This is a genomic window from Nocardia pseudovaccinii, assembly GCF_050942345.1.
In the GTDB taxonomy this organism is placed as follows: domain Bacteria; phylum Actinomycetota; class Actinomycetes; order Mycobacteriales; family Mycobacteriaceae; genus Nocardia; species Nocardia pseudovaccinii.
The window spans coordinates 6,243,789-6,262,208 of record NZ_CP192074.1 but is presented as its reverse complement, the minus strand read 5'-3'; the positions used below and the strand labels follow the sequence as shown (position 1 = coordinate 6,262,208).

The 18,420-nt window shown below is 66.0% G+C and carries 15 protein-coding genes and 1 pseudogene; 8 read left to right on the top strand and 8 right to left on the bottom strand.

All coding sequences use genetic code 11. From position 1 onward, the window contains the following. The first annotated feature begins 69 nt into the window (after positions 1-69). Positions 70-1,062, top strand: a complete 993-nt coding sequence (locus tag ACQPZ2_RS28295; RefSeq protein WP_433521242.1) for a D-alanyl-D-alanine carboxypeptidase family protein — start codon at positions 70-72, stop codon at positions 1,060-1,062. A gap of 338 nt (positions 1,063-1,400) precedes the next feature. Here ACQPZ2_RS28295 and ACQPZ2_RS28290 read toward each other — a convergent pair whose 3' ends face one another. Next, entirely contained in the window at positions 1,401-1,655 is a 255-nt protein-coding gene (locus tag ACQPZ2_RS28290) for a putative quinol monooxygenase (protein WP_433521241.1), read from the bottom strand. Between the two features lie 17 nt (positions 1,656-1,672). Between ACQPZ2_RS28290 and ACQPZ2_RS28285 the strand changes: the two genes are divergently transcribed. The 3 genes and pseudogenes from ACQPZ2_RS28285 to ACQPZ2_RS28275 form a co-directional block, all read left to right on the top strand. Then, positions 1,673-2,452 (top strand): WD40 repeat domain-containing protein, encoded by a 780-nt coding sequence (locus ACQPZ2_RS28285; protein WP_433521240.1) that lies wholly within the window; start codon positions 1,673-1,675, stop codon positions 2,450-2,452. A 170-nt stretch (positions 2,453-2,622) separates the two neighbouring features. Then, entirely contained in the window at positions 2,623-2,781 is a 159-nt protein-coding gene (locus ACQPZ2_RS28280; RefSeq protein WP_433521239.1) for a hypothetical protein, read from the top strand. A gap of 202 nt (positions 2,782-2,983) precedes the next feature. Then, positions 2,984-3,091: pseudogene (locus ACQPZ2_RS28275) on the top strand (MBL fold metallo-hydrolase); the annotation flags it as partial. A 60-nt stretch (positions 3,092-3,151) separates the two neighbouring features. Here ACQPZ2_RS28275 and ACQPZ2_RS28270 read toward each other — a convergent pair. The 5 genes from ACQPZ2_RS28270 to ACQPZ2_RS28250 form a co-directional block, all read right to left on the bottom strand. Continuing rightward, complete coding sequence (locus tag ACQPZ2_RS28270; protein ID WP_433521238.1) at positions 3,152-3,844, bottom strand: response regulator; 693 nt, start codon at positions 3,842-3,844, stop codon at positions 3,152-3,154. Further along, complete coding sequence (locus tag ACQPZ2_RS28265) at positions 3,841-5,076, bottom strand: sensor histidine kinase (RefSeq protein ID WP_433521237.1); 1,236 nt, start codon at positions 5,074-5,076, stop codon at positions 3,841-3,843. Before ACQPZ2_RS28265 ends, ACQPZ2_RS28270 begins: the two co-directional genes overlap by 4 nt. Positions 5,077-5,172: 96 nt before the next feature. Next, positions 5,173-7,404, bottom strand: coding sequence for an MMPL family transporter (locus ACQPZ2_RS28260; protein WP_433521236.1), 2,232 nt, complete (start codon positions 7,402-7,404; stop codon positions 5,173-5,175). A 212-nt stretch (positions 7,405-7,616) separates the two neighbouring features. Continuing rightward, a complete protein-coding gene (locus ACQPZ2_RS28255) occupies positions 7,617-8,219 on the bottom strand; it encodes a hypothetical protein (RefSeq protein ID WP_433521235.1) in 603 nt (200 codons plus the stop codon). A gap of 92 nt (positions 8,220-8,311) precedes the next feature. Beyond that, positions 8,312-8,491: a hypothetical protein gene (locus ACQPZ2_RS28250; protein ID WP_433521234.1), complete on the bottom strand. Its 180-nt coding sequence runs from the start codon at positions 8,489-8,491 to the stop codon at positions 8,312-8,314. Positions 8,492-9,115: 624 nt separating this feature from the next. Here ACQPZ2_RS28250 and ACQPZ2_RS28245 point away from each other — a divergent pair. After that, positions 9,116-10,357 (top strand): lipase family protein, encoded by a 1,242-nt coding sequence (locus tag ACQPZ2_RS28245; protein ID WP_433521233.1) that lies wholly within the window; start codon positions 9,116-9,118, stop codon positions 10,355-10,357. A gap of 463 nt (positions 10,358-10,820) precedes the next feature. Here the strand turns inward: ACQPZ2_RS28245 and ACQPZ2_RS28240 are convergent, their stop codons facing one another. Continuing rightward, positions 10,821-11,567, bottom strand: a complete 747-nt coding sequence (locus tag ACQPZ2_RS28240) for a hypothetical protein (RefSeq protein WP_433521232.1) — start codon at positions 11,565-11,567, stop codon at positions 10,821-10,823. 364 nt (positions 11,568-11,931) lie between these two features. Here ACQPZ2_RS28240 and ACQPZ2_RS28235 point away from each other — a divergent pair, with 364 nt between their 5' ends. The 3 genes from ACQPZ2_RS28235 to ACQPZ2_RS28225 all read left to right on the top strand — a co-directional run bounded on the left by ACQPZ2_RS28235 (position 11,932) and on the right by ACQPZ2_RS28225 (position 17,635). Continuing rightward, a complete protein-coding gene (locus tag ACQPZ2_RS28235) occupies positions 11,932-13,800 on the top strand; it encodes a peroxidase family protein (RefSeq protein WP_433521231.1) in 1,869 nt (622 codons plus the stop codon). Next, positions 13,797-14,921, top strand: a complete 1,125-nt coding sequence (locus tag ACQPZ2_RS28230; protein ID WP_433521230.1) for a catalase family protein — start codon at positions 13,797-13,799, stop codon at positions 14,919-14,921. Before ACQPZ2_RS28235 ends, ACQPZ2_RS28230 begins: the two co-directional genes overlap by 4 nt. Positions 14,922-15,034: 113 nt before the next feature. Beyond that, the gene (locus ACQPZ2_RS28225; protein WP_433521229.1) at positions 15,035-17,635 is read left to right on the top strand and encodes a LuxR C-terminal-related transcriptional regulator; all 2,601 of its coding nucleotides are present in this window, start codon (positions 15,035-15,037) and stop codon (positions 17,633-17,635) included. Positions 17,636-17,708: 73 nt separating this feature from the next. On the opposite strand, the gene ACQPZ2_RS28220 is transcribed toward ACQPZ2_RS28225, so the two are convergent. Further along, positions 17,709-18,359, bottom strand: coding sequence for an LmeA family phospholipid-binding protein (locus ACQPZ2_RS28220; protein WP_433521228.1), 651 nt, complete (start codon positions 18,357-18,359; stop codon positions 17,709-17,711). Between the last annotated feature and the right edge of the window lie 61 nt (positions 18,360-18,420).

Sequence of the window (18,420 nt, the reverse complement as noted above, 5' to 3'; positions counted from 1 at the left end):
CCATGCCGCCGAGCGAGCGGTCGCACGCGAGAAGCGTCGGGGTCAGAGCATCCTGGATTAGCCGGTTGCATGCTGTCGCCAGAGACGCGCGGTATCCGGTCGGGTGAAATCCCGCTGTTCGGCTGGATCGAACGGCAGAATGTGGCCATGCGGACATTTGCCCGATTGTTGCAGAATGTCGTCGCCGTGGCGCTGGTCGTGGCAGCCGGTCATGGCGTCGCGGCCGCCCCCGCGGCGAGCGAAGCCCATATTCAGTTGCCCTGGCTGACTTCCGAGCCGGATGGAGTGCAGGCGACGGGGGCAGCGCTGGCAGACGGAATCACTGGCACGATGCTGTGGTCGCGACAGCCGAACACACCGGTCCCGATAGCCAGCATCGCGAAGGTGATGACGGCACTGGTCGTGATCAATGCCGGTGACCTCGACCGGACCACTACCGTGCCGCAAGAAAGCATCGCCTACTGCACCAGGTACGACGGAAGCAACGCAGGCCTGGTCCCCGGCGAGGTGCTCGCCACGCGACAGCTCCTGTACGCGATGATGCTTCCGTCAGGCTGTGACGCCGCCTATACCCTTGCCGAGGCCTACGGGCCCGGCCAAGAAGGCTTCATCGCCAAAATGAACGACACCGCGCGTCAAATGGGCTTGGCGGGCACGCAATTCACCGACCCCAGCGGGCTGCCCACCCCCACCGACGACTCCACCTACTCCACGCCTGCGGACCTGGTGGTCCTCGGTCTGCGCGCGATGAGCCTGCCGGTGTTCCGCGAGGTGGCCGGGGCGCGCAGCTATCACCTGCCCGCCGGCCCGGACAATCGCGATCACTTCTGGCAGACCACGAACCTGCTGCTGCGCGACTATCCGGGCACTATCGGCATCAAAACCGGATCCACCGACGCCGCGGGTGCCTGCCTGCTGTTCGAGTCGGTGCGGGCGGGAATACCGCTGATCGGTGTGGTCCTGCACGGTTCGCCCGGCAGCGGCGTCGTCGCGAAGAACGACGCCGAGCGCATGCTGAACTGGGCCTACGACCCGATCCTGACCGCGCTACCGATCGGTTAGCGCGGAATGCGGTAGGTTGCTCGCGGATCCCGGTGTGCACGAAGATGATTCACGGCCACCTGCCCGCGAAACCGGCTACAGTCGGCGCGAGTGCACACAGTGCCGCTTATCGCGGGGGCCGCAGGCGAGATCGACTGCGGCCCAGGACTTCCGCCGCTGCCGGTGGCTGGGCACCGCTGTGACCGAGGGCAGTTGGGGGCGCGCACCGGTCAGTTGTACTCGACGGTGCCGATTACTTGCCTGGTTCGGCCCTGCAACAGCACCAGTCGTCCGAGAACGGGTAGTTCGCAACGCGCACCCGAACCCGTGCGGGGTTGGCGAGGTCGCGGCAGCCCGACTCACCGAGGAGAAGCGCAATGATCTTCATCGTCGTGAAGTTGGGACCAGTCGAACCAGAGGTTGCCCGGCTCGGCGCGGGTGGCGGCGGTGAACGGAGCGACGAGGTCGAGCCAGCGATCGGTCCACTCGGGCTTGGTTTTGAGCGGTACAGCCAACGAACTGCTCTTCGCACCGGATGCGCAGTGGCTGCTGGTCACGGAGAGTGCGATGCGCTCGTCGCTGTGGACGATGCGCCCCCGCAACTCGGAAGGCAACCCCGAGCGGTGGGACCTTGCGGACGGTCACCGGTCTGGTGTTCACCGACGACGGTGATCGTCTAGCCGTATCAGATGCCGAATACATTGTCCAGTTGGACATCGGCGCAACGGGTTTGACGAAGACCATGGGCAACCCGTGGCCGTACTACCATCGGCCGCTGGCGGTGAGTCTGTCCAAGCATACGATGGCTCGTATCAAGGCGACGGTTCTCGCGGGGGAGACGCCGATCGGAGGGCAGGTGGAGCTGTGGCCGGTTGGCACGGTCGGGCCGGTCGGAGGTAGCGGTGCCTACGAGCTCCCGGGACCCGGCTCCACTGGTTCGAAAGTCGTATTCGACCGGGCGGGAACAGTTTTGGCCGTAGGTGGGTTGGACGGCAGCCTGACCTTGTGGGATCCCCTCGCCGATTACGCCCATCGCCGTAGTCTGCCCGTGTCCGCGCACGCATCGGCGGTATCGGCGATCGCGTTCACCGCCGATGGACAGCTCGCCATGAGCGCCGGTTACGACGGAACTCTGACCGCGTGGTTGATCAGCGACAGCGGGCCGTTCCGGTTGGGTGGACTGATACAGGCCCACACCGGCGAAGTGACCAGAATCGCCTTCAGCGCCGACAACCGTACTGTGTTCACCACCGGTCACGACGGAATGTTGCGTAGTTGGGAGATCAGCCGACTGATCGATCTGCTCGCCGACCCGACTCGAATGGCGTGCGCACTATCCGGTGGCGGGCTGGAACGGGAAGCCTGGACAACGTTCGTGGTCAACCAGCCTTACCGCGAAACCTGTTCATAGACATCGCCGTCCCCGTCGAGCGTACTCGAGATTCACGATGCCGAGCTGTTTCCTCGGAGACAACCCGACCACCTGGCTGCGCCCCGGCACGACAGCTACCTCGCCGAATTCCTGATGCACACCGAAGGCAGGATCGGTTCCCGAGGATTCCGGCGTGCCATGCTGGTGGGGTGAAGTCGGCGGCGCCGGAGATACTCGACATCCTCGATCAGGTGATGGCGATCGTGCAGTCCGGGCCGCAGGATATGAGCTGGCAATCTCGGTATGCGGATGTGGCGGAGCTCGTGGGCGATCTCACCGACCATTTCCGAGCGGATTCGGCGAGGTGACACGAGTCGACTGCCCGATCTGAGGTTTCTGTTCGTCGCGACCGGCCCGCTGTGTGAGATCGCGGCCAGCAGTGGGTGGTTGGCGGCTTACACGGTGTTGGGCAACCGGTTCGATCGGTCGTATGAGCGGTCGCGGTAGCGTGCCGCCGGCTGGACAGTCCAGCGTCGAACTTGGTTGTGGGCGTGCCTGTTAGGGCTCGTCGTCGGTGATCGGACCGTCCCGGGCACGCACGCGCCCGGCGATGACATTCGCATCGCTCCCGAATTGTCAAGGGCGACAGGAGCTCCCGCCTTGCTGCATGCAGGCGAGCTCCTGTCACGGCAGCTCATACATTTCTGGTCCTGATCGCGCTGCATTGCCGGATGGCTTTCATGGGTGGCGGGTATCGTCCTGCCGTGGCGGCTCGACGCGTACCAGCCCCGACTGGAAGGCGATTACTACGAGTTGGGCGCGGTTCTGGACGCCCAGTTTCGACATGGCGCGCTGGACGTGGGTGCGGACAGTCAGCGGGCTCACGTACATCTTCTCGGCGATCTCCTCATTGGACAGGCCCTGGGCGACCATGGCGAGGACTTCGCGTTCGCGGGTGGTGAGCACCTCGAGGGATTCGGCTGCGCTGATGCGGCTTTCGGGGCGGGCGAGGTAGCGGGCGATCAGGGTGCGGGTCGCGGTCGGGGAGAGCAGGGCATCACCCGCTGCGACGGCGCGGATGGATCGCAACAGTTCTTCGGGGCCTACGTCTTTGCCGAGGAATCCGCTGGCCCCGGCGCGAAGGGCCTGTGCCACATACTCGTCGAGTTCGAATGTGGTGAGGATCAGGACGCGGGTCTCGCGCAGGGCCGGGTCGTCACAGATCTGCTGGGTCGCGGTAAGGCCGTCGACGCCGGGCATGCGGATGTCCATGACCACCACATCTGGTTTGGCCGCTCGGGCCAGTTCGACTGCCGCACGGCCATTTCCGGCGATGCCGACGACCTCCATGTCCTCGGCCGAATCGATCAGCAGCCGGAAGGTACCGGCCAGCAGGGCTTGATCGTCGGCCAGCAGTACCCGGATGGTCATGGTGTCTTGTCCTCGTGGTCAGGGGGTATGGGTGGCTCGAGGGGAAGTTCGGTGGTGACTTCGAAGCCGCCGTCGGGTCTGCGCCCGGCGTGCAGGTGGCCGCCGACGGAGACGGCTCGCTCGTTCATGCCGATCAGACCGTAGCCCTGGCTGTCGGAATCCTGTTCGCCGTGGTCGGGTTCGGATAGTGTGCCGCCGTCATCGGCGATACTGATCGTCAGCAAGAGCCGGGAGTAGTCGAGCCGCACCGTCGCCGCGGCGCTGCCAGCGTGCTTGGTGACATTGGTGAGTGCTTCCTGGATGATCCGGTACGCCGTCAAGTCCGCGCCGGGGGACAGCGGGCGCGGCACCCCGGTGATCGACAGCGACAGGGTCAGGCCGGTCCGCTCGAAAGAGGTGAGCAGTTCCGGCAATTGAGCCAGGCCGGGAGTTGGTTCCAGCGGGGCGTCGGAGTCGTCCTCTCGCAGCAATCCCACGGTGGCCTTGAGTTCCCGCAGCGCCGCGGAGGTAGTGCCGGCCAGTTGATCGAGCATCTCCTGCGCCTGATCCGGTTGGCTACCCAAAAGGTATGCGGCAGTGGAGGCTTGGGCGTGTGCGAGGGCCATGTGGTGGGCGACGATATCGTGCAGTTCGCGCGCGATCCGGAGCCGTTCCTCGCCGACTCGTTGCCGGGCCTCCTCTTCGCGGGTTCGTTCGGCGAGTTCTGCTCGCGCGTGCAGGGCCGCCAGGTAGTTGCGCCTGCTGCGCCCGGCTTCGGCGAACGCGCCCGCCACCAGCACTCCGGCGATCAGCGAGATGCGTCCGCCGGTCAGCACCGGCGTCAAATTGTGGACAAGGGAGGTGAGCAACAAGGCCGCGCCCGAGACCACCGGTGCGATCTTGGCCGTGCGCAGATCCGATGACCACAGCCCGAGCGAGTACGCCGCGACGAAGGCCGCGCCCGCAGTGAGGATAGAGACCTCGAAACCCAATGCGCCGATCGCGATACCGCAGGCGGTGGTGACCACCAGCACCGCACACGGAAACCGTCGCCGCCACAGCAACGCGAGCGACGCGATCGCCGACAATCCGAACACCGCGAGCGACGCCGGACGGACCACCACCGGACCCTGCCCGTGGCCCTCATCGGCCAGCCGGCTCGCGTAAGTGGCCAGAGCGCACAGCAGAATGGCGATGACCACATCGACGGCACGACTGTGCCGGCGCGGCCATTGCGACCATTCGGCGGTCATGCGTGTACCTCCCTGTCGTTGAAAACCCTAATCGGCAGGGGCTCCCAAGTGACCGGTAGGCCGCCCACCAGGGACGGCCTACCAGTGCGTTTCCATTCAGGCGTTGGCGGACTCGAGTTCCCGGACCGGCTCGACGGCCTGGATCCGGTTCAGGCTCTCGCCCTCCACATCCACGTTCGGTAGGATCTTGGCCAGCCACCGCGGCAGCCACCAGGCCTTGTCGCCGAGCAGTGCGAGCACCGCCGGGACCAGGGTCATCCGGACGATGAAGGCGTCGAAGAAGACCGCCGCCGCGAGCCCGAGCCCCATCATCTTGATCATCGGTTCGCCGCCGCCGATGAATCCGGCGAACACCGCGATCATGATGGCCGCCGCGGCCACCACCACCCGGCCGCTGTGCCGGAATCCGGTGACAATGGCGTTGTCCGCACTCTCGCCGTGGGCGAAAGCCTCACGCATTCGAGTGACGAGGAAGACCTCGTAGTCCATCGCGAGTCCGAACACCACGCCGATCAGGAAGATCGGCATCATGCTCATCACGGGGCCGGTCTGCTGAACTCCGATCAGGTTCGCCAGCCAACCCCACTGGAACACCGCGACGATCACACCGAATGCCGCACCGACCGACAGCAGAAAGCCCAGCGCCGCCTTGATCGGCACCGCAATCGAGCGGAACACGATCATCAGCAACAGAATCGCCAGCCCGACCACCACCGCGAGGTAGGGCAGCAGTGCATCGGCCATCTTCTGTGAGACGTCGATATTCATTGCGGTCGCGCCGGTGACCAGTATGGTCGCACCGGTAGCTGCCTTCAGATCGCCTGCCTCATCGCGTAGCGCGTGCACGAGATCCTTGGTCTGCGTGGACGATGGACCCGTCGCGGGCACGACGGTGAGCATGGCGGCGTCACCGGCCTGATTGAACATCGCGGGCGACACCGAGACGACGCCATCGGTCCTTGCCAGCGTCCTGGATGCCTGCTCCAGCGCGGCCTTCGGATCGCCGACGCCCTGCACGTCCACGGCAATGGTGAGCGGCCCGTTGAATCCGGGACCGAACCCCGCGGCCAGCGCATCGTAGGCGCGGCGCTGGGTCGTCGAGGTCGGCTGCGATTCGTCGCCGGGCATGCCGAGTTCGAGGCTGCGCACCGGCAAGGCCAGCGCGCCCATGCCGAGGAGGCCGATCAGCAGCACTGCCACCGGGCGGCGCACGACGAACGTGGCCCAGCGCGTGCCCATACTGTGCTTTTCCGTTTGAATCGGGTTGTCCGCCAGCGTATTTCCATCGACCGGTGTCCGCGTATCAGTGGTTTGCGCTTTGCGGAATGCCCGCGGCATGACCGCCCGCTGAAAGAATCCGAGCAGCGCGGGCAGCAGCGTCAGGGCAATCGCGACGGCGACGGCGACGGTGCCCGCCGCGGCCAGCCCCATCTTGGTGAGGACGGGGATACCGACGACGGCCAGTCCGGCCAGTGCGATGACCACGGTGAGTCCGGCGAAAACCACCGCCGATCCGGCGGTCCCGACGGCTCGGCCAGCCGCTTCTTCGGCGCTGTATCCCTCGGCTCGTTCGGTCCGATACCGGGAGACGATGAACAGTGCGTAGTCGATACCGACCGCGAGCCCGATCATCATGGCGAGCGTGGTGGTCGTGGTGGACATGCCGAGCGCCACGATCGCGGCGATACCGACGCCGATCCCGACCAGCGCGGTGAGCAGGGGTAGGCCGGCGGCCGCGAACGCGCCGAAGGTGATCATCAGTACGACGGCCGCGATGGCTATGCCGACGGCTTCGGTGGCGCCACCCATTTCAGGCTTGGCCTGCAGCGCCGACCCGCCGATCTCCACCGTGACCCCGGCGGTCTTGCCGGTGTCGGCCGCGGCGGTGAGCGCCGCCTTGGTAGCGTCGGTGAGATTGTCGCTGCTCGCGCCGTAGCTCACGGTCGCGTAGGCGGTCGTGCCGTTCTCGCTGATCGCACCGGTCTGGAACGGGTCGAGTACGCCCGTCACCTGCGCACCGCCCGCCACGTCCGAGACGATCTTCTCGACCGCCGCCTTGTTCGGTTCGGAGCTGATCTGCTGGCCGTCGGGTGCTACGAACACGATTCGCGCTTGTGCGCCATCGGATTTGGTGCCGGGAAAGCGCTCGCCGAGCAGATCGAAAGCCCGCTGGGATTCAGTGCCCGGGATCGAGAACGTATCCGGCGGGGCCGTCGGCGCATTGACCGCCCCGGCCACGAGCGCGGCCATAACCCCCAACCACAGCACGACAACCAGCCGCCGCTTCTCGAACGCGAACCGACCGAGCCGGTACAGGAATTTCGCCATGCCCCATGGTCGTTCGGCGGCTCCGTAGTCGGCATCGTGCGAGTGAAGGCCGTTGCGCGTACTACGGATGCAGTACGCGCGCCCGCGACGTACTGGATCCGCAGGCGGGCAAGCTCGCGGTCATCACCCACCCAGATCGGCAAGGTGCCGACGCCGGTGCGGCCGAGGCGACACCGGAGTCAATGGCCGACCAGGTCGGCTTCTGGGAAGGACTATCTCGGCGGCCAGGAGGAGTGCGGTGGGTACTGGTGCTGCGGGTATTGGCCGGGTGGTTGTTGGGCGGGTGGTTGTTGCCACCGCGGCGGGGCCGGGGTGCGCGGCGCGGACGATCGGGCCGAGGCGATGATTGCCGTCACCGACGCGCCCAGGGCGAGTAGCGCGGCGGGAATGGCGAGGGCGAAATCTTTGGCCTCGGCGAATTCCGAGTGCTGCGCCATGCTGACCACGAACGAGAGACCCGGGGCGAAGAGCGCCCCCGCGGCCACGGCGGCGAGGGCACGAAAAGCGCCGTTCCTGGCGCCGGCGCCGGTCATCAGGATGATGGCCGCCACCACGGCGATCGCGGCTGTGAGCAGGAACGGGATGTGGTCACCGAAATCGAGGTAGTCGTTGGTGAATCGCCAGATTCCCATGAGAATCGCGGACAGTACGAGAAGTCCCGCGGTGCCCCAGTCCAGCGGTGAGGCGCCCGTTCTCGGCGGTGCACCGAACCCGGGCGGCGGATATTCCGGACGCTGCTGCGGATACGGGTACCCTTGCGGATTGGGGTAATTCCCTTGCGGCGGAAACGATTCGGGTTGATGTGGCGTAACCACGGCGAACTCCTTGCTGACCCCCGGGGCCGACGTGCGATCGATCAGGTCGGTCCGGCAACCATACCGAACGCAGGCCTGCGGCCCACAGAGTTCTACGGCCCGACATATAGCTCCTCGTTGGGCAGCCGCGGGAGGCCGCGCACGTCGCCCGGGATTACCGAAACAGCGTCGACATAATGGTGGGTCTTGTGGTCCTCGATGAACTGTGCGGCTGCGCTGGCCCGGGCAATGAAGTCCAAGATCACTCCGCGCAGGTTGATTCGGAGGTGCACGTCCGGCTCGTAGGATGCTCCGGCTCTCGTTGCGTCTCCTGGGGATGTGCGGGTATTTGTGAGCATGGTCGCCCCTGGTACGGGATGCCAGATCATCGGTTTCACGCAAATTCCGGCAGCTAGTTTCTTGGTGAGGTATTAATCCAATACTCGTCCAGGACCATCGCCTGACCCTTCCCACCGATGGTGAGCGCGATCCGGCAACCGAGTTCGGCGAGCACGGCGCAGAATTGTGTTGGCGCGCTTGTGTTCTGCGTTATCCCGCCGCAGCTCCGCTGACTAGTCGGTAGTGACACCGGCCAGAGCTACAAGGTGCAATAGGCACCTGTCAACTCGGTGGTTACCTCGGCTGACGGTCGCCGATTCAGCCGGCGATGCCCCGGCTTCTGGCGTGTGCCAGCGGCGATGGCCGATCGCAAAGGTCCCGGCTGTCCGAATGGCTGTCGCGGGTACACGATCCCGACCCCGCCGCACCGACGCCGAGGTTTGCCACAATCGAGTGCCCAATGCTATTTTCCCAGCGCATCGGCTATTTTCAGCATATCGCTGGAAGTTTGCCGATAAGGTCGCACGTGAGCTCGGACTTGCTGGTCAAACGAATGCCGTGAACTACCCATGGAGGTCATGGTCGTGACTCGTCGGTTTCTTCGCTTTCTCCGCAGCAGGCGCAGTGGTTCGCTACGAATCCTGAGTGCGCTCGGTAGCGTGGCACTCGGGCTGCTGCTGGCGACGACGGCAACCGCAGAACCGTTGTATCCGCAGCCCGATCCGGACCCGTTCTTCGCCGCACCGGCGGATCTGGCGGCGCACCGGCCTGGTGATGTGCTCGACGTGCGGGCGTTGCCTCCCGTGATCCTCTTTCCCGGCGCCACCGTAACGCTGGTCTCATTCCGCTCCACCAACTCTCAGGGCGCGCCGATCGCGGCGACCACCACGATCCTTACCCCCTTCGGCCATCAGCCCGACGGGCCGCTGCTGTCGTATCAGCACTTCATCAATGCGCTCGGCACCGCCTGCGCGGTATCACACCAGCTGTACAGCGGCGATCCGAATCTGGTGGCGACGGCGTCGATTTTGAACGCGGCGCTGGCGCAGGGCTGGAGTGTCGCGCTGCCGGATCATCTCGGCCCGAACTTCGCTTTCGGCGCTGCGCGTTTGGGCGGCCAGATCGTATTGGACGGTGTCCGCGCGGTGAAACGGCTGCCCGAACTCGCCGTGCAGCACAGCCGGGTGGTGCTGGCCGGTTACTCCGGCGGGGGCATGGCCACCGGATGGGCAGCTGCGCTGCAGCCGTCGTACGCACCGGAACTGGAGCTTGCGGGTGCGGCCATCGGCGGTGCTCCGATGAACATGGAGATAATGGCGGAGGCGGTGGGCATGGAGACGCATCCGGCCTTCGGGCTGGCCATGGCGGCGGCGATCGGCCTGGAGCGGGAGTACCCGCAGCGGATGCCGGTCAGCAGGTATCTCAACAAGCGCGGCTTGGCGGTCCGAGACGCCATGGCCAACAGTTGCACCAACCAGATCCTCGTTACCGGTGTCGGCGGCAGCGCCCGCGAATACCTCGCCAGCACCCCGACTGCTGCCCTCCCTGAAGCTCGGGTGGTATTGAGGGAGAACAGTCTGGAATTCTACGATGGGGTGCCGGAAATACCGGTGTTCGAATGGCATTCGCCGACCGACCCCCTGATTCCGATCGAAGCGATCGACCATGTCGATAGCCGCTGGTGTGCGGCCGGGGTGCAGGTGCAGACGCTGCAAGTGCCCGCATTCGAGCATCTGTCGGCTGCGGTGATCGGTGCCCCCGAGGTGCTGACCTGGCTGAACGCCCGGATTCTCGGCGAGCCCGCACCCACCACCTGCTGACGGATCGGCACCCGGAACAGCGCGATACTCGACGGACCGCCCCTATTCCAGTTCGCGGAACGGAAATTGACTCGACCCAGTTGAGCCTCTGATGCGTTCATGCAGAGGCCGAAAGCGCTCTGGTGAAACATATCGACAATTGCGCTCGTTGATACCAGGCGCAATCGTCGACGTGGGGCGGTCCGGCCGTGCGCGATCCGCGGTCGTGTGGACTCTTGGCGTAAGCGGGTGTTGGGCGGTGCGGTGCGGCCACGTCGTCGTTGTCGTGGCCACCGAACCTTATGGGAATGCCACATCGAATTCCCGGAAAGTGTCGCCGTCGGGCTTCCTTATGAAGGTGTGAATTCTGTTCCTGCGCAAAGCCATCGTCCGCTGGGTAGCAATGTCGAGCTAGCGTATTCAGCTACTCCATCCCCGCGATTTTGTCCAACTCGCGCGGTGGATTCAGCAGCGTCCGGCTGGACTACCGGATTGTTCGCGCTGTCAACGCGGCGAGCACCTGCTGGGTCTTGGTATCGCCGGTCGCGATGTGCAGACCACGTCGACGAACCGCGGCCTCGAATTTACGCTGCCGATGGAGGGCGCGGTTTCGTACCTCGTGGTGTGACTCACCGTGTTCGGGAGTGACTCTCAGGGAAAGCTCGAGTAGGTCGAGGTCGGCGATGGTCCAGCGTTCGGCATCGACGTGCAGACCGCCCACGTGCACCTTCGTCCACTTCGTCGACGCGATGGGGCCCATGGCCAGGAGGCGATCGACTGCTACCCCCGGAGGGGTGCAGCTCACCAGGAGTTGGCGCTGGGCGGTGTCCAGGACGGTGGTGACGTCGGCGCCGAGCACTGTCGCGTCGCGCAGGGATCCGGCCGGTCGGTCACTGACTGCCGAGGCGGACAGGACGCGGCGTTCCGCGTTCCAGTCTTCTTCGATGCGGTATCGCAGTGCGTCGTCGGTGAAGGAGGCGGTCCATCTGCCGACCAGTTGCGATGGCAGGCAGGGGCGCAGTTTGACGGTCAGGTCGTCGGTCTCGCCGCTGCGTAACCGGATGACGATTCGGCTCGAAAGCAGTGTCGGCGCTGTGTAGAGGCCGTTGGGACGGGGCTCGGCGAACCAGATGCGACGTTCGATGGCAGGTCGGCTCGTGCACTCCAGCCGGGTCAGTGCCTCCGCGACGTCGCCGTCGAGGTTGATCTTGATCTCAATCGGAGTGATCACCCGAGCGCCCCTTTCTCGCAGTTGCCGCGGATCCTCCCGCTGTCCGGCAGCACCATCGAAGACAGCGTGGTCCAACCGGGGCGGGTCGGCGCGCGTACCGCGCTACCCGATTGCGTGCGTCTGCCGTGCGACGTCGGCGGCGTACAGGGAGTAAGAGCCCGGATTGCTCGGAACCGAACGGCTCGCCCGGCGGTAGGCGCAGCTACAGGAAAGTGTCGCGGTCGTGAAGGATCGGCACTTCTGCTGCGGCGATCGGGTTTGGCGTAGTCGACTACTCGCGACTGGTGTCCGGTCGCCCCGGAGACTGGCATTCGAATTCGATCTTGGCGCGTCGCAGCTCGCGCCAGCCACGCGGAGGTTCGTCATGGTCAGCGAAAAGTCGACAATTCCACCACCGGTGACCGATCCACCGTCGTCGCGTCGCCTGCCGCCCGTCACCCGGCTGTTGGTCGCGGTCGCCGAGGCGCTCGATCGCGGTGTCGGCTGGTTCAGGTTGCCCACGCCGCTGGGGTTGGCCGTCCTGGTCGGCTTGCGCAGCCGCCTGCGCGCCGAGAATCTCTTCGACACCGGTCCTCATCCGGACGGACCGTTGCCCGCCGACGGGTCTGCTGTCGGCGAGCATCTGCACGCACGAACCGTCGACGGGACCTACAACACTCTCGCCGAGCCCCGCACGGGCTCGGTCGGCTGCCGGTTCGGTCGCAACATCCCGCTGGAGTACACCTACCCGGAAGATTCCGACCGGATAATGGAACCCAATCCGCGGCTCATCAGCCGGGATCTGTTGACCCGCGACCGATTTCAGCCTGCGACCACGTTGAATCTGCTGGCGGCGGCCTGGATTCAGTTCGAGGTCCACGATTGGCTCAGCCACGGTGACAGCGATACCGAGCCATGGACGATTCCGTTGACCGATCTGGATCCGTGGCCGGTGCCGCCCATGACGGTCCCGCGCACCCCCACGGTCCCCAGCCCCGAACCCGAGGACCCCCCGACTTACACGACCCAGGAATCCCATTGGTGGGATGCCTCCCAGATCTACGGCAGCACACCAAAATTCGCCGCAGCGCTGCGGACCAGGGAGAAAGGGCGACTCCAGGTCGACGAAGTGGGACTACCGCCGCTGGACGTGGAAGGTCTGCTCGACCTGTCCGGCACGGCGGCCAATGCCTGGGTCGGACTCGCTCTGTTGCATTCGCTGTTCATGCGCGAACACAATGCGATCTGCGAGCGCCTGGCCCGCCGCTACCCCGATATGAGCGACGAGCAGCTCTACAACACCGCCCGTCTGGTCAACTCGGCATTGATCGCCAAGATCCACACCATCGACTGGACACCGGCCATCATCGCCCATCCCACCACCGTCGCCGCCATGCGCGCCAACTGGTTCGGCATCCTCGGGGAGCGAATCGCTCGCCGGTTCGGTCGCCTCAGCGGCAACGAAGTGTTGTGCGGCATACCCGGATCCGCCACCGATGACCACGGCGTCCCGTATTCGCTGACCGAGGAATTCGTCGCCGTGTACCGGATGCATCCCCTCATCCCCGACGACTTCGTGGTCCGCAGCCTGGCCGACGACAGTGTCGTCGCCGAGCACGAGTTACCCGATCTGGGGGTCGCCCACATCCGCGAGCGTCTGGCCGAGACGCCGATGGATGCGTTGTTCTACTCGTTCGGCCGTGCCAACCCCGGTGCGCTGACCCTGCACAACTATCCGGTGCACCTGCAGAAACTCGCCCGCCCCGGCCACCCGCTGATGGATCTCGCGACGGTGGACATCCTACGGGTCCGTGAACGAGGAGTACCGCGCTACAACGAGTTCCGCCGCCAACTGCGGCTGCCACCCGCCACCTCGTTCGACGAGTTGACCGACAACGCGGTGTGGGCGCGTGAACTCGAGCGGGTCTACGGCGATGTGGAAGATGTCGATCTCATGATCGGTCTCCTCGCCGAGCCCAAACCGCCCGGATTCGGTTTCAGCGATACCGCATTCCGCGTGTTCGTGCTGATGGCCTCGCGGCGGTTGTCGGGTGACCGGTTCTTCACCACCGACTTCCGTCCCGAGATCTACACCGAGGCCGGTATGGCATGGGTCCGCGACAACACCATGCGCAGCGTCCTGCTGCGTCACTTTCCCACTTTGGCGCCCGCGCTCGACGGTGTCGCCAACCCGTTCGCTCCGTGGCGCAGCGTCGGCCCGCTGCGTGAGCAGGAAAGGAAACGCCCGCGATGACCGACCTGACCGCACCGCGCACGATCACCCGCTCCTATCTTCGCTACCGCGACGACCTCGAACGGCCCCGGCCCGACGAAGACCGCGACATCGACAGGATCATCGCGGTGCTGCGCAGCAACAACGAACGCGCCTATCGCAAGCACAAGCACGGACTGCGTGACGCACACGCCAAGAGTCACGGCATCCTGCGCGGTGAACTCACCGTTCACCCCGGCCTGCCACCCGAACTGGCCCAGGGCTTGTTCGCCACCCCGGCTACCTATCCGGTCGTCGCCCGGCTGTCGAGCACCTCCGGTGTAATCCGCAGCGACCAGCTGCGCGGCGTGCGCGGGCTGGGAATCAAGGTGCTCGGCGTGGACGGGCCGCGCGCACTGCCCGGCGACGAGGCCACCACCCAGGACTTCATCATGGTCACCCACCGTGAATTCCTGTTCGCCGACGCCCACGCCTACTACACCCGGGGCATGCCCACCGCGTGGGTGCTGGCCCGGTTGCCGGATCCCGCCCTGCACACGGGCAGTACCGTCCTTTCCGCGCTCGACGCGCACGTGTTGCGGCGTATCGGACTTCCTCTGCCACCCAACCTGGGCGTGTTCGTACGGCCCAACACCCACATCCTGGGCGAGACGTTCTATTCCTCGGCACCTCTGCGCTACGGCGACTACATCGCGAAGATCCTCTACACCCCGGTTTCACCGGAAGTCAGCGCCCTGACGGGTCAACCGGTGGACCACGACGCGGGCATCAACGCGCACCAGGACATGATCGTCGACTTCTTCGCCTGCCACAGCGCCGAATACGAGCTGCGCGTGCAGCTGTGCACCGACCTCGACACCATGCCGATCGAGGATGCCACCGTCGAATGGCCCGAAGCCGACTCACCACACCGGACGGTCGCGACCGTCCGCTTCGACCGCCAGGACCCCTACACCCCGCAACGGCGCGCCTTCGGTGACGACGTGTTGTCGTTCAATTCCTGGCGCGGTCTGCAGGCCCACCGGCCATTGGGGTCGATCAACCGGCTCAAGCAGCGCGTGTACGAAGCTTCCAGCAACTACCGTCACAACGTCAACAACGCCCCCCGACTCGAACCCACCCCCGACCAACTTCCACAATGACCACCGCGCCGCCCGCGCCATCGGTGGCAGGAGTCCGGTCCGGTACCGAGGCAGTGCGCTCGCCAGCGAAAACCCGTCGCAGCACCGGCGGGCAAGATCTAGAATTGTTGCTCATGGGGGAGCGCTGGCAACTGCTCGATCGTCCCGTCGAATACGAGGCCGTTCGCACGGCGTTGACGAGCGGCGATGTCGGCGGTGTCGTGCTCGTCGGTGCCGCCGGGGTCGGCAAGACCACCCTCGCCCGACTCGTGACCTCGGCACTGGGCACCCCCGTCCGGTGGGCGGCTTGTACCGAGTCGTCCCAGGCTATTCCGCTGGGTGTATTCGCGCCGTGGGTCGCCCCGACCGCGTCTCGCGATCCCATCGCACTGCTCTGCTCGGCCAGGGAAAACCTACTCGTCCAACAAAACACCGTGATCGGCGTCGACGACGCGTACCTGCTCGACCAGCTCTCGGCGACCCTGCTGCACCAGATCGCCGTCGACCGCGCAGCTCCTATCGTGGCCACCGTCCGCTCCGGTGAACCCGTCCCCGATGCGGTCACTTCGCTGTGGAAGGACGGCTACCTCGAACGCGTCGAACTGGAACCACTGACCAAACGGCAGTGCGTCGCTCTGGTCGAGACCGTCCTGAGCGGCACCCTGGAAGGCCTCAGCGCCGACGTCATGTGGGAGTCATCGGGCGGAAACCCCCTCTTCCTGCGCAATATGGTCGAAGGTGCGGTCGAGGCGGGCACCTTGACCGAAGTCAACGGGGTCTGGCAACTACGCGGACCCGCCGCGGTGCCCGCCGGGCTGGTGGCTCTGCTCGACGGCAGGCTCGCCCGGGTGGGCGAGCCGGTCCTGGAGACCTTGAAGATGCTGGCCCTCTATGAGCCACTCGACATCGACGTCCTCACCGACCTCGTCGGCGAGGATGCCGTGGACGCCGCCGAGATCTCCGGCCTGATACGCACCAGCCGCGACGGCCGGTCTGTGAGCGCCTGCTTCAGCCACCCGCTGCTCGGTGACGTGGTGCGCCGCCGAATCGGCACGGCCGCTGCACGCAAGCGGCGGGGCCGCATCGTCGAGCGGCTGCGCGAGCAGGATCTGAGTACCGCTGCCCATCGCATCAGACTGGCACAACTGTGCATCGACAGCGCCCAGCCCATCGACAACGACCTGTTGATCACCGCCGCCAAAGACGCTGTCGCCCTGTCCAATCTGCCGCTGGGCGAACGCCTCGCGCGTGCCGCATGCGAGCGCGACGGCGGGCTGCCCGCAGCCGAGGTACTCTCCCGCGCCCTGCTGTGGCAGGGCCGACCACAGGAAGCGGACAAGATCCTCGCCGACTTCGATCCCGACCGCCTCGATCAACTTCAACTCGTCCAATGGGGTGTTCCGCGAGCCAGCCTGCTGTTCTGGTGTGTGGGCGATGTCGAACGCGGCCATGAAATAATGGATCTGCTCGGCGACCACGTCGAGCATCCCGCGCTGCGCCTCATCATCGATGCCGTGAACGCCACCATGGCGATACACGAGAACAAAATCGCGGTCGGCATCGAGGGCGCCGAAGCTGTTCTCGCCGACGCGAACTCCCCGAAACAAGCTGTCGACTGGGCCGCGTTCGCCCTCGGCCTGGCGATGCCGGTCGCCGGGCGTGGCGCCGACTTCGCACCGATCGCGGCCCGCAGCCGGGCGCAGCAGAAAAACACCGACGGCATGATCCGGGTCATGGTGCGCTACGGCGACGTGCTGTCACTGACGATCATCGGCGAACTCGACCTCGCCGAGCAGCGGGCCACGGAATACAGCGAGTTCTCCTCCTCCGCACAGTTTCTCGGCTGGGCAATCGCCAAAATCGCGGGCGGTGTCGTAGCCACCTACCGTGGCCGCTTCCGCGAGGCGATCACCTCGTTCGAACAAGCCCTCGCCGCACTCAACGCCGAAACCTCACTACCCTGGAAACTGCCTGCGCAGCTGATTCTGGCCCGCGCCTATGCGGCGCTGGGCGACTCCCAGCAAGCCGAACGGGTCCTCGGCGAGGCCGAGGAATACACCGGACCGCACCTGGCCCTGCACGAACCGCAACGCATGATCGCCCGCGCATGGCTGGCGGCGGGCTCCGGCAGTCAGCATTCCGCGGTCGAACTCGCCCGTCAGGCAGCAGCCATCGCTCACACCGCGGGCCAGTACGCATTGGAAGCCGAAGCCCTGCACCACGCCACCCGATTCGGCGACCGAACCCTCGCCGCACGGCTGGCCGCACTGGCCGACCGCGTGCAGGGACCGGTAGTGGCGATCTACGCCCGCCACGCCGCCGCCTTCGAAAACTCCGACACGCGTGCGCTTTCCGCGGTCAGTGTCGAATTCGAAAGCGCCGGACTGCTACTGGCAGCCGCCGACGCCGCCGCGCAAGCGGTACCGATCCATGACCACGCGGGCCAACGCCGGCTCAGCGCCCAGGCCGCGGCCCGCGCCCTCGACCTCGCCGCCCGGTGCGACGGAGCGACCACCCCCGCCATCGCATCCGCTGCCCACCCCTTGCCGATCACCGACCGTGAACGTGAGATCACCGCCCTCATCGCGCGCGGGCTGTCCAACCGCCAGATCGCCGAGCGGCTGTTCGTCTCGGTACGCACCGTCGAAGGCCACATCTACCGGGCCTGCACCAAACTCGACGCCGCCGACCGCGACCAACTCGCCAAACTGATCTGGGGCGACGTCACACGATAGCCACGTGTGTGCATTCCGTTCGGCCTCACCCGAAGTGGGCTGTCACCCTGGCGGCGACTATTCCGGGGCATGATCAGCAGCTGCCCGAGCTTGCTTCCAAGGTGGTGTGGCCGCCGGTGAGGTGGACTGTGATGCCGGTTCCGGTGACTTTCAGTTCGTCGGCCTGCAGATTCAGCGGGTAGCTCTGCAGGCTTTCGGTGATGATGTCGATGACGTTTCCGGTCAGGTCGGTTGGAATGCCGCGGGTGGAGACGGTATCGATGTGGATCTTGTGGTCGACGACGTATGGACGTAGCTGGAGGTGGGCCAGGCCGCCGAGCGCGGTGACGTCGATGGTGCCGGTGCTCGGGTCCGAGGTGATTCCGGATACCAAGCCGCGCAACGTTTTCGCGATGCCGTCGTTGCTCCAGGTGGCATCGGCGGTGCTGTTGCCGACGGTGGCGCTGCGGGCGCCGTCGCTGAGTTCGATGTCGTTCAGTCGTGCGTGCACCCGCATGTCGACGGCGGGGCCGAAGCGGGCGTCGTCGCTGTCGACGATGACGTAGCGGATCCGGTTGTCTAAACGGGTGATCAGCAGTGGTTTCGGACCGAAATGCACGGTGCCGTCGGAGCCCAGGTCGTTTTCCACCTGTGCGGCGACGCAGCGTTGCGTTTCGTGCCGGTAGTAGATCTCGGCCGGCCCGACGCCTGCCGCGGTGAGCGCGGTGACGACGCCGAGGCTCACGAGGACGGTTCGTAGCTTCCGCGAGCGTGGCGCGGTCGGCCGATCGGATTCGGTGATTTCT